This is a genomic window from Micromonospora sp. NPDC005707, from assembly GCF_040631005.1.
Taxonomy (GTDB): domain Bacteria; phylum Actinomycetota; class Actinomycetes; order Mycobacteriales; family Micromonosporaceae; genus Micromonospora.
This window is the reverse complement of record NZ_JBEXYR010000007.1, coordinates 128,815-153,167: the sequence shown is the minus strand read 5'-3', so window position 1 is coordinate 153,167 and position 24,353 is coordinate 128,815. Positions and strand designations below refer to the sequence as shown.

The window sequence follows — 24,353 nt, the reverse complement described above, 5'->3', positions numbered from 1 at the left end:
GGTTAACGCCATGCGAGACGAGGTCCGCACCTTCGTCATCGAGCAGCTCGCCGACATGAACTACGACGTCGAGGACGTCGACGACGACACCACCCTCGGCCCCTCCGGCGTCGACCTCGAGTCGCTGGCCCTGGCCGACCTCGCGGTCCGGGTCGAGGACCGGTACGGCCTGAAGTTCGACGACGACGAGTCGGAGAAGCTGGCCCTCATGACGGTCGGCGAGTTCACCACGATGGTCGCCGACCGGGTGGCCGCGAACAGCGACAACTCCTGATGACCGGTCAGCCCGACCTGGGGCGAGCTGACCTGGTGAGCATGCTCGCCGAACTGACCGCGAAACCCGTCGACCAGGTGCCCGACCGGATCGGCTCGATGGAGCTGGCCTGGCTCGTGCACCTCGTCGAGCAACGCTACGACCGCCGGCTGGAGCTGACCGACGACCAGCTCGCCGGCATCCGCACAGTCGACGACGCCCTCGCGGTGTTCCAGACCTCGCTGACCGTTCCCGCAGATGGCTGAGCGGGAGCCTGTACGGATCACCGGCGTCCACGCGCTCAGCGCCCTCGGCAGGGGCGCCGACGCGCTGCTCGCCGGGGTGCTCGCCGGCACCCCGGCGTTCACACCGGTGCGCCGCTTCGACACCGGCGGCCGCCGGGTCACCGTGGCGGCCACCCTGCCGGAGGTCGGCACCCTCGCCGACGAGCTGGCCGACGCGATCGACCGCGCCTGCCGGGCGGCCGGTCTGGACCGCACGCACCGGGCCGGCGCCGCGCTGTTCCTCGCCGCGCACGGCGGCCCGCACTCGTTGCCGGCGCCGGACCGTCCGGGCGGCGGGGACGCCGGGCCGGAGGTGCCGGCGCTCGCCGGCCACCTGGCCCGCCGCTGCGGCCTCGGGGAACGCACCCGCGTCTACACCACGGCCTGCGTGTCCGCGAGCACCGCGGTCGCCGACGCCGCGACCCTGATCGGCCGGGGCGACCTGGACCGGGTCGTGGTCGCGGCCGGCTACCTGGTCGAGCCGGACCAGTACGCCCTCTTCGACGCCGGGCGGGCGCTCGCCGCCGACGGCGCGGTCCGCCCGTTCAGCGCCGGCCGCCAGGGCCTGCTGCTCGGCGACGGGGTGGTCGCGGTGGTGCTGGAGTCGGCCCGCGCGGCCGCCCGCCGGGGCGCCCCGACGCTGGCCACGGTGGCCGGGTGGGGACGGGCCGGAGACGCGTACCACCCGTGCCAGCCGCACCCGCGGGGGCACGGGCTGGCCCGGGCAGTGGAGGCGGCGCTGCGCCGGGCCGGGCTGCCGGGCACGGCGGTGGGCTACGTCAACGCCAACGCCACCGGCACCCCGTACAGCGACGCGTCCGAGGCGGCGGCGCTGGGCCGGGTGTTCGGCGCGGCGGCCGGACGGATCCCGGTCAGCTCCACGAAGGCGGTGCACGGGCACGCGCTGGAGGCGTCCGGCCTGCTCGAACTGGTGGTCACCGTGCTCGCGCTCGGGCACGGCAAGCTGCCGGTCAACGCCGGCTGGCTCGGCCCCGACGAGAACTGCCCGCTGGACGTCGTCACCGACGCGCCGCGCCCGGCCACCACGGCCCACGCGCTGACCCTCAACGCCGCGTTCGGCGGGGCGAACACCGCCCTGCTGGTCGGTGCGCCGTGACCGCCCCGGTGCTGGCCGAGGCCCGCTGGCCGGAGGCCGGGGACGGGCCGCCGCCGGCAGTGCCGGGCTTCGTGCACTCGGCGTTCGCGCCGCTGGTGGTGGCGGTGGCCGACCGCTGCCTGCGCGCCCGGTACGGGACGGGGCCGCTGCCCGCCGGCAACCGGACGGCGGTGGTGCTGGTCAGCGCGGGCGGCGACCGGGCCAGCGCCGCGCACGTCCGCGCCACGGTCGCGGCCGGCGGCCGGGTCGGTCCGCTGTTCTTCTTCCAGTCGGTGCCGAACAGCGTCGCCGGGCACGTCGCGGCGCGCTGGGGACTGGACGGGCCGGTGGTGTGCCTGAGCCCCACGGGGGACGCACGGGCGGAGGGCGCCGCCGAGGCGGACCTGCTGCTGTACGACGGCGACGCCGCGCAGGCGTTGCTGGTCCTGATCGAACAGGCACCGGACGGTACGCCGGGCGAGGCGACCGCGGAGCTGCTGGGGGAGGGAACACGTCAATGAGGACGAAGGGACTGCGCGGCGCCCTGGCGGCCGACACCGAGGTGGGCGCGGGCAACGTGCTCGCCCGGGTGCTGGCCCACGGCGCCGACCCGGACGGGCCGGGACTCACGTTCGACACCGCGGTCGACGGCCACCCGGCCGGGACACCGCTGACCCTGGGCCGGCTCGACCAGCTGGTCGCCGCCCGGGCCGCCTGGCTGCACGAGCGCGGGGTCCGGCCCCGCGACCCGGTCGCCGTCTGGGCCGGCGCCGCCGCCGACATGGTGCTGTCGTTCCTGGCGCTGGCCCGGCTCGGGGCGATCCCCGCGCTGATGAACGGCCGGCTGCGCCCGGAGATCGCCGCCGAGTACATCCGCCGGCTGCGCGCCGCCGGGGTGCTCGCCGACGCCGCGCACGCCGCGGCCCTTCAGGGGCACGACCTGGGGGCGCCCCTGCTCGGCGAGCCGGCCGAGGCGGGCGGCGGGGACCCGGCCGCGGCGCCGCCGCACTACCGGCACCACGACGACGACCCGGTCGTCATCACCCACACCTCCGGCACCACCGGGGTGCCGAAGGCGGTGCTGCACTCGCACGCCAGCCTCTTCGCCGCCACCCGGCACCTGCTCGCCATGCCGCAGGCGCAGGGCACCACCCGGATCCTCAACGCGCTGCCCGCCCCGCACACCGCGACGGTGCTCATGGTCAACCAGGCGCTGGGCAACCGGGCGGAGATGCTCCTCCTCTCCGAGCAGGGCGGCGAGCGGGTGCTCGACGCCATCCAGCGCTGGCGGCCGGACGGCGTGTTCGGGTTCTCCGTCACCTGGGCCGAGCTGGCCCGCTTCGACCTGTCGGCGTACGACCTGGACTCGGTGCGGCTGTGGTTCAACACCGGCGACTGCTCGCACGAACCGCACGTGCGCCGGCTGGTCAAGGTCGGCTCGCGGGACGTGATGACCCGCGACGGGGTGACCCGGGTGCCCGGCTCGGTCTTCATCGACGGGCTCGGCTCCAGCGAGATGGGCCACTCGATGTTCCACATCAGCCACACCGTCGACACCGACCGGTACGGCCGCTGCGTCGGCCGCCCGTACCGGTTCACGAAGGTGGCCGTGCTCGACGAGGCGGGCAACGAGCTGCCGCCCGGGCAGGTCGGCTGGCTGGGCATCGACTCGCCGTCGCTGTTCCGCGGCTACTGGAACGACTCGGTCACCACCTACCGCTCCCGGCTGCGGGGCTGGTACCTCACCGGCGACCTGGTCCACGCTGACGCCGACGGCCGCTACTACCACCTGGACCGGGCCGTGGACTCGGTCGAGACGGGCGACGGGAAGCGGTTCTTCACGGCGCTGTCCGAGGAGCGGATCCTCGCCGCCTGCGCCGACGTCACCGACTGCACCGTGGTGATCGTCAAGGAGGACGACGAAGTCGGACGACCACTCCGGCCCGGCATGTCCGACGCCACGCCACGACCCGGGGCAGTCGTCACGGACGTGCTGCTGGAGCTGGCGGCCGGGGCGGACCCGGCCGAGGACCGCACGGCGCGGATCCGGGCCGCCATCGGGCCGGACCTGGCCGCCACCCTGCGCCGGGTGGTGCCGGTGCGCGCCGAGGACATCCCGGTCACCGTGACCGGCAAGGTCCGCAAGGTGGCGCTGCGCGAGCGCTACCTCGCCGAGGCCCCGTCATGAGCGCCGTCGTCACCGGCATGGGGCTGTTCACCCCGGCCGGCCGGGGCGTCGAGGAGACGTTCACGGCGCTCACCACCGGCCGGTCCGGGTTGCGCCGGCCGCCCGAGGGGCACCCGGCGCGGGACAGCCTCGAGGTGGCCGGGATCCTGCCGGACATCGACCCGCGCAGCGTCGCCTCCGGCCCGGAGACGAAGGTGCTCGACCGGGTCGTGCTGCTCGCCCTGATCACCGCGGCCGAGGCGCTCGCCGACGCCGGCATCGAGGTGGGGCGCGACGTCGACCCGGACCGGATCGGGGTCATCGTCGGCGGAGTCGGCGGAATGTCCACGCTGGAGAGTCAGGTCCTGGCCCGCGCCGCACGGGGCCGGGCGGCGGTCAGCCCGTACCTGCTCACCGGGATCCTGCCGAACATGCCGTCGGCCCGCATCGCCATCGCCCACGGCATCCGGGGTTACAGCTCCGCGGTGGGCACGGCCTGCGCCTCCGGCGCCCAGGCGGTGGCCGACGGGGTACGCCTCATCCGGGCCGGCGAGGCCGACGTGGTGCTCTGCGGGGCGAGCGAGGCGCCGCTCTTCCCGACCTTCGCCGACACCTTCGGCAACGCCCGGGCCCTGGCCCGGGGCTGGGACGAGCCCACCGAGGCCAGCCGCCCGTTCGACAAGCGGCGCAACGGGTTCGTGCTCGCCGAGGGGGCGGCGCTGCTGGTGCTGGAACGCGCCGAGCACGCCGCTGCCCGGGGGGTGACCGGCTACGCCGAGGTCGCCGGCTACGGGGTGAACTCCGACGCCCACCACCCGACCGCGCCCCGGCCGGACGGCGCCGGGGCGGCCGCCTGCATGCGCCGGGCGCTGGCCGGCGGGGGAGTGACGCCGGCCGACGTCGGCTACGTCAACGCGCACGGCACCGGCACCAGGCTCGGCGACATCGCCGAGACCACCGCCCTCGCCGAGGTGTTCGGCGCCGGCGGGGTGCCGGTCAGCTCCACCAAGGCGCTCACCGGGCACCTGCTCGGCGCCTCCGGCGTGCTGGAGGCGGCGGCCACCGCCCTCGCCCTCGGCCGCGGGCTGCTCCCGCCCACCTACCACCTGGACGACCCGGACCCGGACTGCGAGGCGGACCACGTCCGCGCCGCGCCCCGGGCCACCCGGGCCGACCACGCGCTGACCAACTCGTTCGGGTTCGGCGGCCAGAACGTCAGCCTGCTGCTGCGCCGGAACTGATCGGACTTGACCCCGGGCGGACGCCCGGGTCGCAGTCACGGGGGGAACAGGGGGAAAGGCTACCTATGGACATCAATGGCATAGACCACATCGAGCTGTACGTGGGAGACGCCCGCCAGGCCGCCTTCTACTTCGACACCGCCGTCGGCTTCCGGCTGCGGGGCCAGGGCGGCCCGGAGACCGGGCTGGCCGGGCAGCGCTCGCTGCTGCTCGAACAGGCCGACATCCGGATGGTGCTCACCAGCGGGCTGACCGCCGACCACCCGGCGTCGACCTACGTGCACCGGCACGGCGACGGCATCGCCGTGGTGGCCCTGGAGGTCGACGACGCCGCCGGGGCGTACGCGGAGCTGGTGGCCCGGGGTGCGACCGGGGTGACCGGGCCGCGCACCTTCACGGGCGCGGACGCCGAGGTGGTGACCGCCGAGGTCGGCGGCTTCGGCGACGTGCTGCACCGCCTGGTCGAGCGGCGCGGCGACCGGACGCGGTTCCTGCCCGGTGCGATCGAGGAGGTGCCCGGCGGCGGCGACCGCCCGCTGCTCGCCGAGATCGACCACCTGGCGGTCTGCGTGCCGCCGGGCCAGCTCGACGAGACGATCGGGCACTACGAGAAGGTCTTCGGCTTCGCGCAGATCTTCGAGGAGCACATCGAGGTCGCCGGGCAGGCGATGAACTCGAAGGTGGTGCAGAGCCCGTCGGGGCGGGTGACCCTCGTGCTGCTGGAGCCGGACACCGGCCGGCGGCCGGGGCAGATCGAGGACTTCCTGCGCTGGCACGCCGGCGCCGGGGTGCAGCACCTCGGGCTGCGCACCGACGACATCGTCACGGCGGTCGGCGCCCTCGCCGGCCGGGGGGTGCGTTTCGCCGGCACGCCGGGCGCCTACTACGACGACCTGGAACGGCGGGTCGGCAAGGTGGACGCGCCGCTGGACCGGCTGCGCGACCTGAGCATCCTGGTCGACTCGGACCACGACGGCCAGCTGCTGCAGATCTTCACCGAGTCGATGCACGTGCGCCGCACCCTCTTCCTCGAAGTCATCGAGCGGCGCGGGGCGCGCACCTTCGGCAGCGGCAACATCAAGGCGCTCTACGAGGCCAAGGAACGCGAACTCGCCGCGGCGGGGGCGACCCCCGCCGCCGCGGCCGGGACGGCAGGAGGGGTTCGGGCATGACCACGACACATCCGGCACTGACCGCCGAGGAGCAGGCGCTGCTGCCGTCCGACGAGGACGTGCGGCACTACGCCGAACACGGCTGGTACCTGAGCAGGAAGCTGCTCACCGACGACGAGGTGGACACCCTCGCCGCCGCGACCGACCGCTACTACGCCGGGGAGCGGGACCGGCGGCTGCCCGTCCGCCCGCCGAAGCTGGCCTACTGGGAGCCCGCCAAGGGCGACGTGCAGCGGCACAACGACTACGTGCACCACGAGCACGACGCCATCGGCCGGATCCTGCGCAAGCCGCTGATCGGCGCGGTCGCCGCCCGGCTCGCGCGGGCCGACGAGATCCGGATCTTCCAGTCCACCCTCATCCACAAGCCGCCGATCTCCGGCGAGCCGTCCAACATCGTGCCCTGGCACTTCGACAAGCACTACTGGGCGTCCTCCTCCTCGGAGAACATGCTCACCGCGTTCATCCCGTTCCACGACTGCGGCGAGGAGATGGGCACCATCACCATCGTCGACGGCTCGCACCGCTGGCGGGAGGTCGGCGCGGACGACACCGTGGTGCGGCACTTCGCCGACCGGGACCGCGACCAGCTGGAGGAGATGCTCGCCGAGAACGCCGCCCACAACGGGGCGGAGATTCGCAAGGTGCCCATGGTGATCCCGAAGGGGCACATGAGCTTCCACCACTGCCGCGTCTACCACGGCAGCGGCGCCAACGTCAGCGGCCGCCCCCGCCAGGCCATCTCGCTGCACCTGCAGGACGGCGCCAACGCCTGGCGGGAGTATCCGCTCTCCGACGGCACCCTCGCCGCGTACAACCACGACGTGCTGGTCCGCCGCACCCCCGACGGCCGGCCGGACTACGCGGACCCCGAGTTCTGTCCCGTCATCTGGCGCGACCGCGCCCCGCAGGGAGGCTGACATGTCACGGTACGACTGGGGGAGGACGCACCCGGGCATCGAGCGGCTGGAGCGGGCGGTGACCGACCGCCGCGACGTGGTGGTCAAGCACCCGCTCTACGCCAACCTGGACACCCACGAGGCGCTGGTCACCTTCATGGAGCACCACGTCTTCGCGGTGTGGGACTTCATGTCGCTGCTGACGTCGTTGCAGCGCCAGCTCACCTGCGTGACCGTCCCGTGGATCCCCACCGGCCCGACCGGCAGCCGCCGCCTCATCAACGACATCGTCATGGTCGAGGAGAGCGACGAACTGGGCGACGGCTACATCAGCCACTTCGAGCTGTACGTGCGGGGCATGCGGGAGGCCGGCGCGGACACCGGTGCCGTGGACCGGCTGGTCGACCTGCTGCGCGCCGGCCGGCCGGTCACCGGGGCGCTGGCCGAGGCGGGCGTGCCCGCGCCCTCGGCCGCGTTCGCCGCCACCACCTGGCGGATCATCGAGAGCACCCCGGTGCACTGCCAGGCGGCGGCCTTCGCCTTCGGCCGGGAGGACCTCATCCCGGAGATGTTCACCCAGGTCGTCGCGGTCAACGAGCGCAGCAACCGGCTCCACACGTTCGTCGACTACCTGGAGCGGCACATCGAGGTCGACGGCGAGCAGCACACCCCGATGGCCATGCAGATGCTCGCCGACCTGTGCGGCGACGACGACGGCAAGTGGCAGGCGTGCGCCGACACGGTCAACGACGCGCTCGCCGCCCGGGCGCGGCTCTGGGACGGCATCCTGGCCACGATCAAGGAGGGCCGCCCGGCGTGACCGGTCCCGACCCGGCCGGCCTCTACCGGACGGTCCGGCTCATCCGCCGCTTCGAGGAGCGGGCGATCGAGCTGGTCGACGCCGGGGAGATCGTCGGTGGCATCCACCCGTACCTCGGCCAGGAGGGCGTCGCCGCCGGGGTCTGCGCGGCGCTGCGGGCCGCGGACCTGGTGACCGGCACCCACCGCGGGCACGGGCACGTGCTGGCCAAGGGCGCCGACCCGGCCCGGATGCTCGCCGAGCTGTGCGGCCGGGTCACCGGGCTCAACCGGGGCCGGGGCGGGTCGATGCACGCCGCCGACTTCGGCGCCGGGGTGCTCGGCGCCAACGCCATCGTCGGGGCCGCCGGCGCGATCCTCACCGGAGCGGTGTGGGCGCGCCGGCGGCGCGGCGACGACGTGGTCGGGGCGACCTTCTTCGGCGACGGCGCGGTCAACGAGGGGATGCTCCTCGAGGCGTTCAACCTGGCCGCGCTCTGGCGGGTGCCGGTGCTCTTCGTCTGCGAGAACAACGGCTACGCCACCACCATGCCCGTCGAGGGCGCGGTCGCCGGCACCATCGCGGGCCGCGCCGCCGCCTTCGGCATGCCGGCCACCGCCGTCGACGGCCAAGACCCCGAGAAGGTACGCGCGGTCACGGCCGCCGCCGTCGCGCGGATGCGCGCCGGCGGCGGCCCCGAGCTGGTCGAGGCCCGCACCTACCGGTTCGACGCCCACCACACCTTCGAACACCGGGTACGCCTCGACTACCGCCCGCCGGAGGAGGTGGCCGCCGCGCGCCTCCGGGACCCGGTGCTCATCCAGGGCGACCGGCTGCCCACCGCGGCCCGTGCGGCGGTCGACGCCGAGGTCGAGGCCACCCTCGCCGCGGCGGTGGACTTCGCGCTGGCCGGCCCGGCGCCCGATCCCGCCACCGCCCTCGACCACCTGTACGCCAGCGGGCTCACCGCCCGGACCGGAGGTGGCTGATGCCCCGGCTCTCCTACCGCAGGGCGCTCACCCGGGCGCTCGCCGACGAGATGACCCGCGACGAGTCGATCTTCCTGCTCGGCGAGGACATCCGGGTGGCCGCCGCCAACGTCACCACCGGCCTGTTGAAGAAGTTCGGCCCGGAGCGGGTCCTCGACACGCCCCTGTCGGAGCAGGCGTTCACCAGCTTCGCCACCGGCGCCGCGCTGGCCGGGGCACGACCGGTCATCGAGTTCCAGATCCCGTCGCTGCTCTTCCTGGTCTTCGAGCAGATCGTCAACCACGCGCACAAGTTCCCGCTGATGACCGGCGGCCAGTGCGCGGTGCCGGTCACCTACCTGGTGCCCGGCTCCGGCTCCCGCACCGGCTGGGCCGGGCAGCACTCCGACCACCCGTACAGCCTCTTCGCCCACGTCGGGGTCACCACCGTGGTGCCGGCCACCCCGGCCGACGCGTACGGGCTGCTGGTCTCGGCGATCCGCTGCGACGACCCGGTGGTCGTGTTCGCCCCCGCCGGGGCCCTCGACGTGCGGGCCGACGTCACCGACCTCGCCCCGGTGCCGCTGGGGCGGGGCGTGGTGCGCCGCCCGGGCACGGACGTCACGGTGGTCGCCGTCGGGCACCTGGTGCACGACGCACTGGCGGTCGCCGACGAACTGGCCGGCCAGGTCTCGGTGGAGGTCTTCGACCCGCGCACGCTGTATCCGTTCGACTGGGACGGGCTGCTCGACTCGGTGTCCCGCACCGGGCGCCTCGTGGTGGTGGACGACTCCAACCGGTCCTGCGGGATCGCCGGGGAGATCATCGCCACCGTCGTCGAGCGGGTCCCGCTCGCCGCACCGCCCCGCCGGGTCACCCGACCGGACGGCGCCGTGCTGCCCTTCGCGCCCGCCCTGGACCGGGCCGTGCAGCCCGGCCGCGACCAGCTCACCGCCGCCATCCAACTGACCTGTAAGGACGGATGAACGATGGACCCGAACTACCCGTGGCCGCCCGCCGGGCAGGCGTGGACCGACCTGCCCGAGCCGACCCGTGCGGCGATGGTGGCGGCCGGCGCCGGCGCCTGGGAGAAGATCTTCCACGGCCGGGCCACGTACAACAAGCAGTGGCGGTTGGCCCGGCCCCCGGTGCTCACGGCCGACGCGTTCCGCGAGCTGAACGAGGTCTGCGACCGGATCGCCCAGCTCATCCTGGAGGCGTGCCGGCGGCGCGCCCGCACCGCCGGGGACCTGCGCCGGCTGCTCGACGTGCCGGCCGGGGAGACCCGGCTGCTGGACGAGGACGAGCCGCTGCACGAGGGGCTGCTCGCCGCGTACCGGCCGGACGTGCTGTTCTCCGGCGGCGTGCCGTGCATCGTGGAGTACAACATCGACAGCAGCCTGGGCGGCGGCTTCGACGCCGACACGGTCATCTACCGGTACGCCGAGCTCTACCGCGAGCACGGCCTGCTCGACGGGCTGCCGGTCCGGCCCGCACCGTCCCTGCTCGACCAGCGGTTCGTCGCCATCCGCGACACTCTCGGCCTGCCCGCCGGCGCCCGGGTGGCGCTGCTCATGGACTTCGACGCCGAGTACCCGGGCCTGGACGACCCCGACACGTTCATCCGGATCCTGTCGCCGCTCGCCGACCAGGCCGCGCGCTTCGGCATCGACCTGGTCATCGCGCCGGTCCGCACCGCCGCCCTGGACGAGCACCGCCGGCTGGTGGTCGGCGGCGCCCCGGTCGACGCGCTGTTCCGGCTCTTCGTGCCCAACCGGGTCACCCCCAGCTCCGGCCTGGACGCGGTGGCCGGCGCCCTCGCGGCCGGCACGCTGCCGATGTTCGTCAGCAGCGCCGCCTGGCTGCTCAGCAACAAGCTCAACTACGCCTGGCTCTGGGCCGACCTGGACCTGCTGCCCGAGGCGGACCGGGCGCTGATCCGCCGGTACGTTCCGCACACCGTGGCGCTCACCGCCGACCAGGTCGACCGCGCCCTGGCCGAGCAGGCCGACCTGGTCGCCAAGCCGGCCGGCGGCTCGGCCGGGCACGGGGTGCTGATCGGCCGGGAGATGAGCCCGGTGGCCTGGGAGGACGGGGTCCGTGCCGCGATCGACGCGGGCGGCAACATCCTCCAGCGCTACCACGAGGCCGACCGGGTGGCCATGGACTTCGTGCAGATCGAGACCGGCGAGACGGTCACCGCCGAGGTCCCCTACAGCCTCGCCCCGTACCTGTTCGGCAGAACGGGCTCCGGCGCCCTGGCGCGCGTCGGCTACCCCGGCTGCGAGGAGGTCCTCAACCTGGCGAGAGGCGTCCTCATGACCGGCATCCTCCTGACCAACTGACCCGCCCCCCCTCCCTCTCCGCCCCCGCCGCCGCCGTGTTGATCAAGAAGTTTGGGTCTCGCCGCGCCGGGATTCCTGACGCGAACCTCTTGGTCAACGTTGGGTGGCGGGTGCGGTGGGGGTGGTGAAGAAGGCCGCGATGGGGTCGACGAGCTTCGGCGGGGCTACGGCGATGCCGTTGTGGGCGCTGCCCGGGATCCGCAGGGTCCGGGCCCGGGGGAGGGCGGCGGCCAGGAGATCGTTGATCTCGGTGAAGTAGGGGGCGGCCCTGGCGCCGCTGACCAGCAGCACCTCGGCGGCGATCCCCGCGTACTCCTCGGCCGGTCCCTCGTGCGCCTGCACCTGCCGCGACTCGGCCAGCGTCATCCCCACGAGGCTGCCCATCGTCCGCCCGACCTCGGTGCGCAGGAACGCCCGGCAGATCGCGGTACGCACGACGAGGGGCAGCCGCGACGCGGGTGAGTGCGGGTTGACGCCCGTCCCCACGATCGCCAGCGCCCGTGCCGGGTTCCCGGCCCGGATCGCCTCCTCGGCGGGGTCGAGGAACGCGGTCGGCAGGCCCTGGCCGGCCAGGCAGAGCGGCAGGTCGTAGAGCGCGATCCGGTCCAGCGGCAGCCGGAGCGCCGCCCGGAGGACGACGAACGCGCCGTAGCTGTGCCCGATGGCCCGGCGGGCGCCGGTGTGCGCGAGCACCGCGCCGAGGTCGTCGATCTCCTGCTCCACCGTGTACGGCTCGCGCCGGGGCGCGGCGTCCGCGCGGCCCCGCCGGTTGTACAGGTGGACGGTGAACCGGTCGGCGAGCCGCGCGGCGAGCCGACGGTATTCGTGGATGGTGACCCCGCCCCCGTGCACCAGCACGAGATCCGGGCCGGTGCCCCTCGAGTGCAGGACGATCCCCGCGCCGTCCGGTGCCGTGATCCGCTGCATGGCTGCTCCCTCCGACCCCGCGAAACCGCGAACGCTGTTTGCAGTTTACAGTGGTGTGGTGACCGGCGCACCGAGGGATCCGGCCGACGGCGACTCCGCCGGACGGTCGATCTGGACCCGGCCGCAGCGCGGCGCCCGCGGCCCCGCCCCGACGCACAGCCGCGACGAGATCGTCGCCGCCGCCGTCGCGCTGGCCGACGCCGACGGGCTGGGCGCCGTGTCGATGCGCGCGGTCGCCGGGGCGCTCGGGATGGCCGCCGGCTCGCTCTACCGGCACCTGTCGTCCCGGGACGACCTGCTCGACCTGATGGTCGACCGGTGTGTGGGGGAGCTGCGGCCGTACCCGGCGGACGGCGGAACCTGGCTGGACCAGTTCCTCCTGCTGGCCCGTCGCCAACTCGCGCTCTACCTGCGCCACCCGTGGCTGCCCGACGCCATCGCCCGGCCCACCGTCCCCGGGCCCAACACCCTCGCCCACTTCGACGCCTGCCTGCGCCTGCTGCAACCGGTCCGGGCCGGGGTCGCCGCGAAGTTCGAAGCGATCGCCATGGTCACCGGCGTGGTCTCGCTCTTCGCCCGCAGCGCGGCGGCCGCCGGCACGGTCACCTTCGACCACGTCGACCTGGCGGCGTACCCGCACCTGGCCGCCGCGTTCGCCGAACCCCCGTCCACCCCGCCCGACCGCGACCTCTTCGAACGCACCCTTCGCAGCCTCCTGACCGGCCTGCTCACCACCGACCCACCCTGACCCCCTCGCGGGCGGGGGCAGGTGTCGGGCGGGTCAGGTTGGGGTGGGGGCGGGCAGTTGGCGGGTGAGCGCCGCGCGCAGGGCCTTCGTCGAGGGGCGGAGCGCGCCGACGTGGACCCGGTATTCCGGCCGGCCGGCGCGTACGCGGGGCCGCAGAGTGGCGGCGGGCGGAACCGCCTCCGGGCGCAGCGTGACCCGGAGGGTGGCGAGCGGGCCGACGTGTCGGATCACCGCCGACTCGATCGCCTGCCACGGGAGGACGACCCCCCGCCCTTTGTCGGCCAGGCCCAGCCCCGCGTCGGTGACGTCGACCGCCGGCCAGTTGCGCCGGTGGAAGACGAACGACAGGGCGGTGAAGGCGACCACGAAGACCACACCCGAGCCGGCCGTGCCGGACAGGTCGGCCGGCGGCCGCCGGGCCACGAGGGCGAACACGGTCTGGGCGATCACCCAGGCCACGACGCCGAGCAGCAGCAGCAGTCCGGCCATCCGTGCCGGGGGCGTCCGGAAGGCCGTCGTCTCGTGCTCAACCATGCGGGTCCTCCGGTCGACAGGGTGCGGACGACTGTGGGGGATCTCCATCGACCCGTCGATCAGGCTTGTGCGCGCAGGTGGCTGCCGAGCACCCGGAGGGTCGCCGCGGTGGCGACCGCGTCGCTGCGGGCGCTGCCGTGCCGGCCGTCGCTGCTGTAGAGCGACGGATCCGCGACGAGCGGGTGGTCGGTCAGGTGCACGTGCAGCGTGCCGAGCCGTTCCGCCAGCCGCCCGGTGTGGAATGAAAGCTGACGCATCCGCTCACGGAGGCCAGCTCGCAGCGGCTCGGGCACGGCCGGGCTGTGCGACACGTCGAACATGCCGACCGTGATGACGTCCGCCCCGGCGCCCTTGAGCGCGGTGACCATCGCGGTCAGGTCGGCGTCCACCGCCGCCGGGTCGTACGCGGGCCGGAACGCGTCGTTGCCGCCGCACACCACCAGCGCCAGGTCCGGCGCGAACTCCAGCGCGGGCGCCAACTGGGTCGCCCGCACCTCGTGCGCCCGCAGCCCGCGCCGCCCGAGGTTCCGGTACGCCAGCTCGGGGCGTACCGCGCGCAGTTCGGCGCCGATCCGGTCGGCCCACTGGAGGTCCGGGTAGCCGTCGACCGGCTCGCACATGCCCTCGGCCACGCTGTCGCCCAGCACCACGAACCGCCGCCACGGGTGCCCCCGCAACAGCTCGCCGGCCTCACCCGGGCGCAGGCACCACGGATCCGTCGCTTCGGTCACCGTCGATCCCATGCCCGCACGCTAACCCAGCCGTACCGGATCCGTCGATCATGAGGCCGACGCCCGCGAACCGGGAACAATGGCGGGGTGCAGGTGGCGGTGTGCGGGCCGGCGGAGGCGACGCCGGAGGAACGGGCCCGGGCCCGGCGGGTGGGGGAGCTGCTCGCCGAGCGCGGGGTCACCGTGCTCTGCGGCGGGGGCGGTGGCGTGATGGCCGCGGTCGCCGCCGGCGTCCGCGACCGCGCCGGCCTGGTCATCGGGGTACGCCCCGACGACGGCACCGCCCCCGCCCCCGTCGAGCTGTCCGCCTCGCTGGTCACCAACATGGGCCAGGCCCGCAACGCCATCCTGGTGTGGAGCGCGGACGCGGTGATCGCCGTGGGCGGCTCCTGGGGGACGCTCAGCGAGGTCGCGCTGGCGATGCGGCGCGGCGGGATCCCGGTGGTGGTGCTCGGCGGCTGGCGGGTCCTCGACGCCCATGGCGATCCCGTCCCCGGGCCGGTCCACGCGGCCACCCCCGAGGACGCCGTGCGCCTGGCCCTCGACGGCGGGCCGGAACCGGCCCATCCCGATCCGGCCGCGCCCTGAGCGCCGCGGCCCGCTCGCGCGGGCATTCCGGGGCCGGTCGCGCGGCACCGGTCAGCCGAGCAGGGCCAGCAGGTCCCCGGGCCGGGCCGCGCTGAGGTCGGCCGCCTCCGTCGGGTCGTACTGGTGGCCCCAGGCCGCGGCCACCGCCACCGCGCCGCTGTCCCGGGCGGCCCGCAGGTCCAACGGCGAATCACCCACGTACGCGGCGCGGCCCGGTGCCACGCCCAGTCGCCGGCAGGCCAGTTCCACGCCGTCGGGCGCCGGCTTGGGGCGGGCCACCTGGTCGCCGCCGAGGACGACCCGGAAACGGCCGAGCAGGCCGACCCGGTCGAGCAGGATCTGCGCCGCCCGGTGGCTCGCGCCGGTGAACAGGCCCACCGGCACCCGGTCGGCGACCTCGGCGAGCAGCTCCGCCACCCCCGGGTAGACGGTGACCCGCTCGGCGAGCGCGGCCAGCTCGGCGTGGTAGGTGGCCAGGTCGGCGTCGGTGGCCGGCCGCCCCAGCAGGTGCGTCAGCAGGTCGGCCGGCGAGCCGAGCGAGTAGCCCGCGATGACCTCGGCGTCGGTGCGTTCCGGCCCGCCGCCGGCCAGCACGGCGGCGCGGTAGGCGGCGGGCACCACCTCGTGGGACTCGATGAGCGTGCCGTCCATGTCGAAGACGATGCCGGCCACCGGCCCGGTCATCCGGCCTCCGCCCGGTGGGCGGCGGCCAGCCGCTTCGGGGCGCGCGCGTGCCACGCCTCGGTGACCAGCTCGGTCAGCTCGTCGACGCCGATCCGGTCGAGCCGGACCAGCACCGCCGGGTAGCCCTCGAAGTGCGGCGTGGTGAAGTAGACCCCGGGATCGTCGGCGAGCAGCGCCTCCTTGGCGCCCAGGTCGGGCACCCGGGCGCCGAGGATCGGGCCGTCGGGCGCGGCGTCGCCCAGCGCGTCGAGGTCGGCGCGGCGCAGTGGCCGCTCCCAGACGAAGAGCTTGTCGCGCACCCGCCAGGCGGGCAGGTCGTCGTGCGAACCCCGCTCGGTGGTCTCCGGCAGGGCGAGCGCGATCCGCCGGACGTCGTCCCAGGTGGCCATGGGCCGACCCTACGCCGACCCACCGACACCGGCGCCCGTCCCGCCGGCCCCGCGGCATCCCGCCTCGCCGGGTCACCGTGCGCGGCCGGAGATCCTGGCAGACTGGCGGCACCGTCCGCCGACCCGATCGGAGTGGGATGCGCAGGATCACCGTGGCGTTGTCGATCTCCCTCGACGGCTACTTCGAGGGGCCGGGCGGCGACCTGAGCTGGCACCGGGTCGACGAGGAGCTGCACCAGCACTTCAACGACGACCTGCGCGGCATGTCCGCCTTCCTCGACGGCCGTCGCAACTACGAGCTGATGGCGTCGTACTGGCCCACCGCCGACCAGGATCCGGCCGCCACGCCGCCGGAGCGCGAGTTCGCCGGCATCTGGCGGGACATGCCGAAGTTCGTCTACTCGCGCACCCTGGCCCGCGCCGACTGGAACTCGACGGTGGTGCGCGAGGTCGTCCCCGAGGAGGTGCGGGCGCTGAAGGAGCAGCCGGGCGGCGACATGGCCCTCGGCGGCGCCGAGCTGGCCGCCGCCTTCGCCCGGCACGGCCTGGTCGACGAGTGGCGGCTCTACGTCATGCCGGTCGTGCTCGGCGCGGGTCGGCCGCTCTTCCCGGCCGGCGCCCGCCTCGACCTCGACCTGATCACCGAGCGGCGGTTCGGCAACGGCGTGGTGCAGCTCAGCTACCGCTGACCGGCCCGGCGCGGGCCCGCGCCGGGCCGGGCCACGCCGGGTGCAACGGGTCAGACCGGGGTGGAGGCCACCGGTTCCGCCGCCGGCCGGTCCGCGGGTTGGCGGGCCACCAGCAGCGGCGCCAGCGTGAGCACCAGGCAGGCCACCGCCATCACCAGCAGCGCGGGGGTCAGCCCGAGGACCGCCACCGACCAGCCGCCGAGCAGCGCCCCGACGGGCAGGCCGAGGAAGGCCACCGAGCCGGAGATGCCGAGCACCCGGGTCTGCAACGACTCCGGCACCCGCTCGTAGAGGGCCGCGCCGAGCAGCGGGTTCACCGCCGCGATGGCGATGCCGGACACGAAGGTCACGACGAGCACCACCACGAGGTCGTCGCTGAGCGCCAGGGCGAGCAGCCGGGGCGCGCCGCTGAGCGCCAGCCCCAGCGCGAACGTGGCCCGCCGGGGCAGCCGGGTGCCGGCCACGGTGAAGAGGAGGTTGCCCAGCAGCGCGCCGGCGGAGAACACCCCCAGCAGCAGGCCGAACCCGGCCGGGTCGCCGAGCACCCGGTCCACCCAGAGCGGGATCCACACGGCGACGCTGGCGTTGGCGAACATGTTGGACGCGGAGACGACGACCAGCATGGTCAGCAGGGTGCGGTCGGTGCGCAGGTAGGCGAAGCCGCCGCGCAGCGCCCGCAGGTAGCTCTCCCGGGGCGCCGGCTGGGCGGGCGCGGGCGGCCGGACCAGCAGCCCGATCACGAGCGCGCACGCCGCGAAGGTGGCCGCGTCGATCCAGATCGCCCGGGTCACTCCCACCCAGTCGATGAGCAGCCCGCCGAGCACCGCGCCGAAGAGCGTCATGCCCCGGGCCAGCCCGTCGTAGGCGGAGGTGAGCCGGATGAGCGGCACCCCGGCCCGCTCGGCGGCCGGCTTGAACAGCACGTGCTTGACCCGGTCGCCGATGCCGCGCAGCCCGCCGGCCACGGCGACCAGCACGAGCAGCGTGCCGAACCCGAGCCAGGGCGCCAGCGCGACGACCGCCATGGCGGCCGCGCTGGCCGCGTCCACGGCGACCGAGGTACGGCGTACCCCGAAGCGATCCGCCCACGGGGTGGCCAGGGCGCTGGAGAGCATGTACGGCAGGGTCTCCGCCGCCGCGACCAGACCCATCCGGGTCGGGCTGCCGGTGGTCTCCAGCACCAGCCAGGGGATCGCCACCACCGAGATCCGGGTGCCCAGGTTGGACAGCAGGTCGGCGCCGACCAGCGTGTAGAGCTCCCGGCGCGGGGTCACGCCGGGCTGCCGATGGCGATGCCCAGCGTCTCGGCGTCGGCCGGGTGGGCGGCGGCGTACCGGGCGCGCAGGGCGCGCTTGTCGACCTTTGCGGAGCGGTTGAGCGGCAGCGCGTCGAGGAACTCCACGGCACCGGGCGCCCAGGTGTCGCTCAGCTCCCGGGTGACCAGCGCGATCAGCTCGTCCCCGGTCACCGCGGCCCCCGGCGCGGGCACCACGTACGCGTGCGGCAGTTCCCCGGCGACCGGGTCGGGCACGCCGATCACCGCGGCGGCGCGAACCTCGGGGTGGGCGGCGAGCACGTCCTCGATCGGGCGGGAGTAGATCGGCCAGCTGCGCTGCCGGGTGAGGATCCGGTCCTGGAGCCGGTCGACCAGGTAGAGGTAGCCGTCGGCGTCGAGGTGGCCGATGTCGCGGGTGCGGACCCAGCCGTCGACCAGCGTCTCGGCGGTCAGCTCCGGCTGACCGTGGTAGCCGGCGAAGCTCAGATTGGTCCGCGCCCACACCTCGCCGTCCACACCGGCCGGCAGCACCCGGCCGTCGGCGTCACGGATCTCCACGGTCACGTCCCCGTACGGGCGGCCGCAGGAGCGCAGCCGCTCCGGGTGCTCCGGGTCCTCGTTGAGCCCGGGCAGGGCGCAGATGACCACGGCCTCGCTGAGCCCGTACACGATGCGCAGGCACGGGCCGAAGCGGGCGATCGCCTGGCGCAGCCGGGCGGGCGCGGCGGGCCCGGCGCCCACGTTGAACATGAACATGGCGGAGAAGTCGGCGCCGTCGAGGGCCGGGTGGTCGAGCACCTCGTAGAGCATCGGCGGGGTGACGAAGGTGGAGGTGAGCTTCTCGGCGTCCACGGTCCGGATGAACGCCGCCGGGTCCCACTGCTCGCGCAGGAACAGCACCCCGCCGGTGAACAGGTTGAACAGGGTGGTGATCTGGCCGCTGGCCAGCCACATCGGCGAGTGGGACAGGTGCCGCAGGAGCGGGAACCCGGCCGACCGGAAGTCGGCCGCCAGGGCGAGGATCTGCCGGTAGAAGCTCTCCCGGTGATGCACCAGCTTCGGCGTGCCGGTGGTGCCGCTGGTCTGCAGGAACGACTCCGGCGCGGGCGGCGCGGCGGGCAGGTCGGCCGGCTCGCCACCGGTGGCCGTGAGGTCCGGTCCGGCGCCGCCGGGCCCGAGGCAGAGCACCGGTACGCCGGCCAGCCCGCCCGCGATCCGCGCGCCGAGCGGGTCGCGCGGGTCGTGCACGAACGCGTCGGGGCGGGCCAGGGCGACGAACTCGTCGACCTCCCGCCGGGAGGTCACCGGGGCGACCCACATGCTCCGGCAGCCGAGCAGGTGCAGCGCGAGCTGGAGCAGCGGCCCGTCCACGGTGTTGCCGAGCATCACGAGCACCGCGTCCCCCGGGCGTACGCCGTGGCGCAGCAGCGCGCCGGCCAGGCCGCGCACCTCGGCGGCGACCTCGGGGTAGGTGAGCCGGCGGCCCCCGCCGACGAGCGCCTCCCGGTCGCCGAACCCGGCGAGCAGGTCCAGCGCCTCGTGCACGTAGTTCGGCCGGTCGGTCATCGGGCAGCCCCCATCGTGGTCCAGGGACGGTCGGCGGTGGCACCGGAGTGGGGTGCCGCGACGACCGCCGTGGCGGCGTCCGGGCAGGTCGGAGCCGGGACGCGACGGCAGGTGCCAGGGTCGGCGACCGCACCGCCGCCACTGCCGAGCCTAGGCATCCGGCGTCCCCAGAGGACAGCGCCCGAACGGCGTTCGGTGGCACCCCGAAGACATTTGATCATGTCGATCAGGTTGATTGACGCTCATCACCGTCGACGGTTAGTTTCCGGTCCATCGCCCGGCGGCGGCGCCGATCGCGCCGCGCCCCGGGGCTGCCAACGATGGAGGATCAATGCCGACCCCGAAGAGATGGCACGTCATAGCTTCCGCCGCAACGATGCTGATCGCCGGCACCCCCGCGGTCACCGCGAGCGCCGGCCCCGCCGACACCGACAGCGCCCGGCACGGGCGCGCGGAGTGGGCCGGGACCTGGGCCGCCGCGGTGACCCGCGGGAACACCGTCGGCCTGACCAACACCGGCCTGAACAACCAGAGCATCCGGATGCCGGTGCAGACCACCGTCGGCGGCGACCGCCTCCGGGTCCGGCTCACCAACCTCTACGGCGAGCAGGCCGTCAAGGTCGGCCACGCCACCGTCGCCCGGCCCAACACCGCCACCCCCGACGACCTGTCCGACATCGACCCGGCCAGCGTCCGCGAGCTGACCTTCCAGGGCGCCTCCTCGGCCACCATCAACAAGGGCGCCGAGCTGCTCAGCGACCCGCTGTCCTACCGGGTGGCCGAGCAGGAGGACCTGGTGGTCACCCTGTACTTCCCGGTGCTCACGGGGCCGGTCACCTTCCACGGGCAGTCCCGGGTCACCAACTTCATCGGCGCCACCGACCTCACCACCGCGGCCGGCGGCGCCGGCTTCACCATCCGGCCCAACTGCTGCTGGATGTTCCTGTCCGGCGTCGACGTGGAACGCCGGCTCAGCCCCGGCTCGGTGGTCGTTCTCGGCGACTCCATCGGCGACGGCAACGGCAGCACGGTCAACGCCGACCGGCGGTGGCCGGACCTGCTGGCCAAGCGGCTCATCGACGCCCGCCCCGAGGTGCGCACCCCGGGCGTGCTCAACCTGAGCCTCTCCGGCAACCGGCTCAACCACGAGGGCACCGAGCCCGGCGCGGGCGACTTCCCCGGCTACTACGAGCTGGGCCCGAACGCGCTGGCCCGGCTCAACGAGGACGTCTTCCCGCAGACCGGGGTGCGGACCGTCGTCACCCACCTGGGCATCAACGACATCTGGATGAACGGCGACAGCGCGGAGGCCATCATCGCCTCGCTGCGCCAGCTCAACCGGCAGGTCCAGGAGCGCGGGCTGACCAGCGTGGTCTCCACGATCACCCCGTACGAGGGCAACGGCGGCCCGGGGGTGTGGACCGCGGAGAAGGAGGCCACCCGGCAGGCGGTCAACACCTGGCTGCGCGGCGCCGGCCAGGCGGAGTTCGACGGGATGATCGACTTCGACGCCGTGCTGCGCGACCCGACGCACCCGAGCCGGCTGCTGCCGGCGTACGACTCCGGGGACCACATCCACCCGAACGACGCCGGCGCGCAGGCGATGGCCGACGCCGTGCCCTTGCGACTGCTCGGTCTGTGACACCGGTGGGGGCGGCATCACGCCGCCCCCGCCGTCTTTCCTGGGGAGGAAACTGTGGACGTCGACGAGATCCTGACCGGCCTGTACGGCGAGCAGGGCCGGCAGAACCCGTACCCGTGGTACGCGGCCCTGCACGAGCACGGGCCGGTCAGCGCGGTCCCGAAGCGGGCCGAGCACAGCACCATCACCGCCGTGGCCGGCGGCTACGACCTGGTCGACCGGGTGCTGCGCGACCCGGGCTGGTACAAGGGCGCCCCGCCCGGCTGGCAGGACCAGGAGATCCTGCGCACCTTCCTCACCTCGATGATGTTCGTCAACCCGCCGGACCACACCCGGATGCGGGCGGTCTTCGCCAAGACGTTCACCCCGCGCCGGCTGGGCGCGCTGGAACCGGTGATCGTCCGGATCGTCGAGGACCGGCTGGACCGGATGGCCGAGGCCGGCGCGGACGGCGCCGAGGTGGATTTCGTGGCCGACTTCGCGTACCCGGTCCCGGCGCTCGTGATGGCCGAGTTCATCGGCCTGCCCGAGGCGGACCTGGCCTGGTACCGGCAGCGGGTCGACTGGATCGACGAGTACATGGACGTGGCCGGCAAGACGCCGGAGCGGCTGGCCCGGGCCAACCAGGCCGCCGACGAGCTGCGTGGCTACTACCGGGAGCTGCTCGGCCACCGGCGGAAGCAGCCCGGTGAGGATCTGATCAGCGGGCTGGTCGAGGTGCTGGACGCGGGCGGCGTCGACCTCACCGAGGAGGAGCTGATCAGCAACCTCATCGTGCTGTTCAACGCCAGCTTCGTCACCACCGTCTACATGTTCAGCAACGGCCTGCCGCTGCTGCTGGCCCACCCGGACGTGGTCGCCGCGCTGCCCGGCGACGACACGCTGGCCCGGGGCTGTGTGGACGAGGTCCTGCGGATGGAGAGCCCGGTGCACTTCCTGGCCCGCGCCGCGCCGCACGACACCGAGGTGGGCGGCGTGCCGGTCGGGCGGGACGAGAACGTGCTGCTGCTGATCGCCGCCGCCAACCGCGACCCGGCCCGCTTCCCCGACCCGGACCGCTTCGACCCGCACCGCGCGGGCCCGCCGTCGCTCGCCTTCGGCGTCGGGCTGCACTTCTGCCTCGGCTCGGCGGTGTCCAGGCTGGAGGGCCGGCTCGCCCTGCCCCGGCTCTTCGCCCGCTTCCCCGACCTGGCGGTCACCCAGCCCTACTCCTACAGCGGCAGCCTCTTCCTGCGCGGCATCGACAAGCTCTTCGTCACCACGGGGGAGGCCCGATGACCCTCGACCCGCAGGTGGTCGCGTGGCGGGCCGCCCGCGCGGCCGCCGGCGCCGCGCCCCTCTACACCCAGACCCTGGCGGAGGCCCGCGCCGCCGACCTCGCCGCGATCCGCGCCGGCGCCGGCGCGGTCGAGCCGGTGCACGAGGTACGCGACACGCAGGTCCCCGGCCCGGACGGGCCGCTGCCGGTGCGCATCCACCGGCCGGCCGGGGACGGCCCGCTGCCCACCCTGGTGTGGTTCTTCGGCGGCGGCTGGACGCTCGGCCGCGTGGACACGGCCGACGGCATCTGCCGCCGGCTCGTCAACCTCGCCGGCTGCCAGACGGTGACCGTCGGCTACCGGCTGGCCCCCGAGCACCGCTTCCCGGCCGCCGTGGACGACTGCCACGCGGCCCTGCGCCGGCTGGCCGGGCACGCCGACGAGTTCCGCGTCGACCCGGACCGGCTGGCGGTGGGCGGGGACAGCGCCGGCGGCAACCTGGCCGCCGCGGTGACCCTGCTGGCCCGCGCCGACGGCGGTCCCCGGCTCGCCGCCCAGGTGCTGGTCTACCCGAACACCGACCAGCGGCCCCGCCGGGCGCCGGCCGGCGACGAGGACCCGCTGCTGTTCAACCGGCACTCGGTCGAGTGGTACCGCGGGCACTACCTGGCCGACCCGGGCGACGCGGCCCACCCGCTCGCCTCGCCGCTGCTCGCCGAGGACCTCGCCGGCCTGCCCCCGGCGCTGGTCGTCACGGCCGAGCACGACCCGCTGCGCGACGAGGGCGAGCGGTACGCCGAGCGGCTCGCCGAGGCCGGCGTGCCCACCGAGGCCACCCGGTACGACGGCATGGTCCACGGCTTCTTCGCCATGCCCGGCGTGTTCGACGCGGGCCGGCGCGCCCAAGAGCAGGTCGCCGCCTTCCTGCGGGCACGGTTCGGGCTCACCCCGGCCGCCGCGGCAGCCGGCCCGGCGACGGGCGGGCCGGACCATGGCTGACCCCGGGACGACGGCCGTGGGGCCGGCGAGCCTGGCCGACTTCGCCGACCTGGCGCGGGCCGTGCTCCCTGCCGAGGTGTGGGACTTCGTGGCCGGCGGCAGCGGCACCGAGACGACCCTCGCCGCGAACCGTGCCGCCCTGGACCGGGTGGCGGTGCTGCCCCGGATGCTGGCCGGGGTGGACACCCCGTCCACCGAGGCGGCCCTGCCCGGCGGCCGCTACGCCCTGCCGGTGGCGGTCGCGCCCATGGCGTACCAGAAACTGCTGCACCCCGACGGCGAGGTGGGCCTTGCGGCGGCGGCCCGCGCGGCCGGCGTGCCCTACGTGGCGAGCACCCTGGCCAGCACGCCGATCGAGGAGGTCGCCGCGGTCGGCGGCACCGTCTGGTTCCAGCTCTACTGGCTGCGCGACCGCGCCATGGTCGCCGACCTGCTGGACCGGGCGCTGACCGCCGGCTGTGCCGGGCTGATGGTCACCGTCGACGTGCCCGTGCTCGGCCGGCGGCTGCGCGACGTGCGCAACGGCTTCGCCCTGCCGCCCCACGTCACGGCGGCGAACCTGCCCGGCGGCCGGGACGACCTGGCCCACCAGGGCACCCCCGGGGTGTCCGCGGTGGCCGTGCACACCGGCACGGTCTTCGCCCCCGCGCTGAGCTGGGCCGACCTGGAGTGGCTGCGGGAGCGTACCCCCGTGCCGTTGCTCGTGAAGGGCATCCTGGACCCGCGCGACGCGGCCCGCGCCGCGGAGGTCGGTGTCGACGCCGTGGTGGTCTCCAACCACGGTGGCCGGCAGCTCGACGGCGCACCGGGCAGCGCGGCCGTGCTGCCGGAGGTGGTCGCCGCCGTGGGGGAGCGCTGCGCCGTGCTGCTCGACAGCGGCGTACGCGGCGGCACGGACGTGCTGCGCGCCCTCGCCCTCGGCGCGGCCGGCGTGCTGGTCGGCCGGCCGATGCTCTGGGCCCTCGCGGCGGGCGGGCGGGCCGGCGCCGAGGCGGCGCTGGCGCTGCTCGCCGCCGAGCTGCGCGACGCGTTGATCCTCAGCGGCTGCGCCGACCCGGCCGCCGCCCGCCAGCTGCGTACCCTGATCGGAGGTTGAC

General features: G+C 75.0%; 26 protein-coding genes. 19 read left to right on the top strand and 7 right to left on the bottom strand.

Translation table 11 applies throughout. The features are described from left to right. Window positions 1–10 precede the first annotated feature (10 nt). From ABZ452_RS15890 to ABZ452_RS15835, 12 genes are all read left to right on the top strand, one after another. Window positions 11–274 carry a phosphopantetheine-binding protein gene (locus ABZ452_RS15890; RefSeq protein WP_357943135.1) on the top strand — a complete coding sequence of 88 codons (264 nt, stop codon included), beginning with the start codon at window positions 11–13 and terminating at the stop codon, window positions 272–274. Then, window positions 274–519, top strand: coding sequence for an acyl carrier protein (locus ABZ452_RS15885; RefSeq protein ID WP_262285701.1), 246 nt, complete (start codon window positions 274–276; stop codon window positions 517–519). Before ABZ452_RS15890 ends, ABZ452_RS15885 begins: the two co-directional genes overlap by 1 nt. Then, on the top strand, window positions 512–1,654 hold the full coding sequence (locus tag ABZ452_RS15880; RefSeq protein WP_357943133.1) for a beta-ketoacyl synthase N-terminal-like domain-containing protein: 1,143 nt from the start codon (window positions 512–514) through the stop codon (window positions 1,652–1,654). Before ABZ452_RS15885 ends, ABZ452_RS15880 begins: the two co-directional genes overlap by 8 nt. Further along, window positions 1,651–2,154, top strand: coding sequence for a beta-ketoacyl synthase chain length factor (locus ABZ452_RS15875; protein WP_357943131.1), 504 nt, complete (start codon window positions 1,651–1,653; stop codon window positions 2,152–2,154). The genes ABZ452_RS15880 and ABZ452_RS15875 overlap by 4 nt, the downstream gene beginning before the upstream one ends. After that, window positions 2,151–3,821, top strand: a complete 1,671-nt coding sequence (locus ABZ452_RS15870; protein WP_357943130.1) for a class I adenylate-forming enzyme family protein — start codon at window positions 2,151–2,153, stop codon at window positions 3,819–3,821. The genes ABZ452_RS15875 and ABZ452_RS15870 overlap by 4 nt, the downstream gene beginning before the upstream one ends. Beyond that, window positions 3,818–5,041, top strand: a complete 1,224-nt coding sequence (locus ABZ452_RS15865; RefSeq protein WP_357943129.1) for a beta-ketoacyl-[acyl-carrier-protein] synthase family protein — start codon at window positions 3,818–3,820, stop codon at window positions 5,039–5,041. The genes ABZ452_RS15870 and ABZ452_RS15865 overlap by 4 nt, the downstream gene beginning before the upstream one ends. 65 nt (window positions 5,042–5,106) lie before the next feature. Further along, window positions 5,107–6,213 (top strand): 4-hydroxyphenylpyruvate dioxygenase, encoded by a 1,107-nt coding sequence (gene hppD, locus ABZ452_RS15860; protein WP_357943128.1) that lies wholly within the window; start codon window positions 5,107–5,109, stop codon window positions 6,211–6,213. Then, window positions 6,210–7,133 carry a phytanoyl-CoA dioxygenase family protein gene (locus ABZ452_RS15855; protein ID WP_357943127.1) on the top strand — a complete coding sequence of 308 codons (924 nt, stop codon included), beginning with the start codon at window positions 6,210–6,212 and terminating at the stop codon, window positions 7,131–7,133. The genes hppD and ABZ452_RS15855 overlap by 4 nt, the downstream gene beginning before the upstream one ends. A 1-nt stretch (window position 7,134) precedes the next feature. Continuing rightward, entirely contained in the window at window positions 7,135–7,932 is a 798-nt protein-coding gene (locus ABZ452_RS15850; RefSeq protein WP_357943125.1) for a DUF3050 domain-containing protein, read from the top strand. After that, window positions 7,929–8,900: a thiamine pyrophosphate-dependent dehydrogenase E1 component subunit alpha gene (locus ABZ452_RS15845; protein ID WP_357943123.1), complete on the top strand. Its 972-nt coding sequence runs from the start codon at window positions 7,929–7,931 to the stop codon at window positions 8,898–8,900. The genes ABZ452_RS15850 and ABZ452_RS15845 overlap by 4 nt, the downstream gene beginning before the upstream one ends. Continuing rightward, window positions 8,900–9,865 carry a transketolase C-terminal domain-containing protein gene (locus tag ABZ452_RS15840; RefSeq protein WP_357943121.1) on the top strand — a complete coding sequence of 322 codons (966 nt, stop codon included), beginning with the start codon at window positions 8,900–8,902 and terminating at the stop codon, window positions 9,863–9,865. Before ABZ452_RS15845 ends, ABZ452_RS15840 begins: the two co-directional genes overlap by 1 nt. A gap of 3 nt (window positions 9,866–9,868) precedes the next feature. Then, the gene (locus ABZ452_RS15835; RefSeq protein WP_357943119.1) at window positions 9,869–11,224 is read left to right on the top strand and encodes a hypothetical protein; all 1,356 of its coding nucleotides are present in this window, start codon (window positions 9,869–9,871) and stop codon (window positions 11,222–11,224) included. A gap of 93 nt (window positions 11,225–11,317) precedes the next feature. Here ABZ452_RS15835 and ABZ452_RS15830 read toward each other — a convergent pair whose 3' ends face one another. Beyond that, on the bottom strand, window positions 11,318–12,151 hold the full coding sequence (locus ABZ452_RS15830) for an alpha/beta fold hydrolase (RefSeq protein WP_357943117.1): 834 nt from the start codon (window positions 12,149–12,151) through the stop codon (window positions 11,318–11,320). A 58-nt stretch (window positions 12,152–12,209) separates the two neighbouring features. Here ABZ452_RS15830 and ABZ452_RS15825 point away from each other — a divergent pair, with 58 nt between their 5' ends. Next, entirely contained in the window at window positions 12,210–12,899 is a 690-nt protein-coding gene (locus ABZ452_RS15825; RefSeq protein WP_357943115.1) for a TetR/AcrR family transcriptional regulator, read from the top strand. A 33-nt stretch (window positions 12,900–12,932) separates the two neighbouring features. Here ABZ452_RS15825 and ABZ452_RS15820 read toward each other — a convergent pair whose 3' ends face one another. Continuing rightward, complete coding sequence (locus ABZ452_RS15820; protein WP_357943113.1) at window positions 12,933–13,433, bottom strand: hypothetical protein; 501 nt, start codon at window positions 13,431–13,433, stop codon at window positions 12,933–12,935. Window positions 13,434–13,492: 59 nt separating this feature from the next. Continuing rightward, window positions 13,493–14,176, bottom strand: a complete 684-nt coding sequence (locus ABZ452_RS15815; protein ID WP_357943111.1) for an SGNH/GDSL hydrolase family protein — start codon at window positions 14,174–14,176, stop codon at window positions 13,493–13,495. 75 nt (window positions 14,177–14,251) lie between these two features. On the opposite strand from ABZ452_RS15815, the gene ABZ452_RS15810 reads away from it, so the two are divergent. Further along, complete coding sequence (locus ABZ452_RS15810; RefSeq protein WP_357943109.1) at window positions 14,252–14,752, top strand: dethiobiotin synthetase; 501 nt, start codon at window positions 14,252–14,254, stop codon at window positions 14,750–14,752. Between the two features lie 51 nt (window positions 14,753–14,803). On the opposite strand, the gene ABZ452_RS15805 is transcribed toward ABZ452_RS15810, so the two are convergent. Continuing rightward, complete coding sequence (locus tag ABZ452_RS15805; RefSeq protein WP_357943107.1) at window positions 14,804–15,436, bottom strand: HAD-IA family hydrolase; 633 nt, start codon at window positions 15,434–15,436, stop codon at window positions 14,804–14,806. Beyond that, window positions 15,433–15,825 (bottom strand): MmcQ/YjbR family DNA-binding protein, encoded by a 393-nt coding sequence (locus ABZ452_RS15800; protein WP_357943105.1) that lies wholly within the window; start codon window positions 15,823–15,825, stop codon window positions 15,433–15,435. Before ABZ452_RS15800 ends, ABZ452_RS15805 begins: the two co-directional genes overlap by 4 nt. 137 nt (window positions 15,826–15,962) lie before the next feature. Between ABZ452_RS15800 and ABZ452_RS15795 the strand changes: the two genes are divergently transcribed. Continuing rightward, entirely contained in the window at window positions 15,963–16,514 is a 552-nt protein-coding gene (locus ABZ452_RS15795; protein WP_357943103.1) for a dihydrofolate reductase family protein, read from the top strand. A 50-nt stretch (window positions 16,515–16,564) separates the two neighbouring features. Here the strand turns inward: ABZ452_RS15795 and ABZ452_RS15790 are convergent, their stop codons facing one another. Further along, window positions 16,565–17,788 carry an MFS transporter gene (locus tag ABZ452_RS15790; RefSeq protein ID WP_357943101.1) on the bottom strand — a complete coding sequence of 408 codons (1,224 nt, stop codon included), beginning with the start codon at window positions 17,786–17,788 and terminating at the stop codon, window positions 16,565–16,567. Continuing rightward, entirely contained in the window at window positions 17,785–19,356 is a 1,572-nt protein-coding gene (locus ABZ452_RS15785; protein ID WP_357943099.1) for an AMP-binding protein, read from the bottom strand. The genes ABZ452_RS15790 and ABZ452_RS15785 overlap by 4 nt, the downstream gene beginning before the upstream one ends. A gap of 358 nt (window positions 19,357–19,714) precedes the next feature. On the opposite strand from ABZ452_RS15785, the gene ABZ452_RS15780 reads away from it, so the two are divergent. Genes ABZ452_RS15780 through ABZ452_RS15765 form a run of 4 tightly spaced genes read left to right on the top strand, consistent with a single transcriptional unit; the run spans window position 19,715 to window position 24,352 of the window. Further along, window positions 19,715–20,998 carry an SGNH/GDSL hydrolase family protein gene (locus tag ABZ452_RS15780; RefSeq protein WP_357943696.1) on the top strand — a complete coding sequence of 428 codons (1,284 nt, stop codon included), beginning with the start codon at window positions 19,715–19,717 and terminating at the stop codon, window positions 20,996–20,998. Between the two features lie 54 nt (window positions 20,999–21,052). After that, a complete protein-coding gene (locus tag ABZ452_RS15775; RefSeq protein ID WP_357943097.1) occupies window positions 21,053–22,276 on the top strand; it encodes a cytochrome P450 in 1,224 nt (407 codons plus the stop codon). Beyond that, window positions 22,273–23,256, top strand: coding sequence for an alpha/beta hydrolase (locus ABZ452_RS15770; RefSeq protein ID WP_357943095.1), 984 nt, complete (start codon window positions 22,273–22,275; stop codon window positions 23,254–23,256). Before ABZ452_RS15775 ends, ABZ452_RS15770 begins: the two co-directional genes overlap by 4 nt. Further along, window positions 23,249–24,352: an alpha-hydroxy acid oxidase gene (locus ABZ452_RS15765; protein ID WP_357943093.1), complete on the top strand. Its 1,104-nt coding sequence runs from the start codon at window positions 23,249–23,251 to the stop codon at window positions 24,350–24,352. The genes ABZ452_RS15770 and ABZ452_RS15765 overlap by 8 nt, the downstream gene beginning before the upstream one ends. Window position 24,353 lies beyond the last annotated feature (1 nt).

Excerpts from the sequence above, each read along its gene's own strand:
- ABZ452_RS15890 (WP_357943135.1), top strand. The coding sequence starts at position 11 with ATGCGAGACGAGGTCCGCACCTTCGTCATCGAGCAGCTCGCCGACATG.
- ABZ452_RS15885 (WP_262285701.1), top strand. The coding sequence starts at position 274 with ATGACCGGTCAGCCCGACCTGGGGCGAGCTGACCTGGTGAGCATGCTC.
- ABZ452_RS15880 (WP_357943133.1), top strand. The coding sequence starts at position 512 with ATGGCTGAGCGGGAGCCTGTACGGATCACCGGCGTCCACGCGCTCAGC.
- ABZ452_RS15870 (WP_357943130.1), top strand. The coding sequence starts at position 2,151 with ATGAGGACGAAGGGACTGCGCGGCGCCCTGGCGGCCGACACCGAGGTG.
- ABZ452_RS15865 (WP_357943129.1), top strand. The coding sequence starts at position 3,818 with ATGAGCGCCGTCGTCACCGGCATGGGGCTGTTCACCCCGGCCGGCCGG.
- hppD (WP_357943128.1), top strand. The coding sequence starts at position 5,107 with ATGGACATCAATGGCATAGACCACATCGAGCTGTACGTGGGAGACGCC.
- ABZ452_RS15855 (WP_357943127.1), top strand. The coding sequence starts at position 6,210 with ATGACCACGACACATCCGGCACTGACCGCCGAGGAGCAGGCGCTGCTG.
- ABZ452_RS15850 (WP_357943125.1), top strand. The coding sequence starts at position 7,135 with ATGTCACGGTACGACTGGGGGAGGACGCACCCGGGCATCGAGCGGCTG.
- ABZ452_RS15840 (WP_357943121.1), top strand. The coding sequence starts at position 8,900 with ATGCCCCGGCTCTCCTACCGCAGGGCGCTCACCCGGGCGCTCGCCGAC.
- ABZ452_RS15835 (WP_357943119.1), top strand. The coding sequence starts at position 9,869 with ATGGACCCGAACTACCCGTGGCCGCCCGCCGGGCAGGCGTGGACCGAC.
- ABZ452_RS15830 (WP_357943117.1), bottom strand. The coding sequence starts at position 12,151 with ATGCAGCGGATCACGGCACCGGACGGCGCGGGGATCGTCCTGCACTCG.
- ABZ452_RS15820 (WP_357943113.1), bottom strand. The coding sequence starts at position 13,433 with ATGGTTGAGCACGAGACGACGGCCTTCCGGACGCCCCCGGCACGGATG.
- ABZ452_RS15815 (WP_357943111.1), bottom strand. The coding sequence starts at position 14,176 with ATGGGATCGACGGTGACCGAAGCGACGGATCCGTGGTGCCTGCGCCCG.
- ABZ452_RS15805 (WP_357943107.1), bottom strand. The coding sequence starts at position 15,436 with ATGACCGGGCCGGTGGCCGGCATCGTCTTCGACATGGACGGCACGCTC.
- ABZ452_RS15800 (WP_357943105.1), bottom strand. The coding sequence starts at position 15,825 with ATGGCCACCTGGGACGACGTCCGGCGGATCGCGCTCGCCCTGCCGGAG.
- ABZ452_RS15795 (WP_357943103.1), top strand. The coding sequence starts at position 15,963 with ATGCGCAGGATCACCGTGGCGTTGTCGATCTCCCTCGACGGCTACTTC.
- ABZ452_RS15785 (WP_357943099.1), bottom strand. The coding sequence starts at position 19,356 with ATGACCGACCGGCCGAACTACGTGCACGAGGCGCTGGACCTGCTCGCC.
- ABZ452_RS15770 (WP_357943095.1), top strand. The coding sequence starts at position 22,273 with ATGACCCTCGACCCGCAGGTGGTCGCGTGGCGGGCCGCCCGCGCGGCC.
- ABZ452_RS15765 (WP_357943093.1), top strand. The coding sequence starts at position 23,249 with ATGGCTGACCCCGGGACGACGGCCGTGGGGCCGGCGAGCCTGGCCGAC.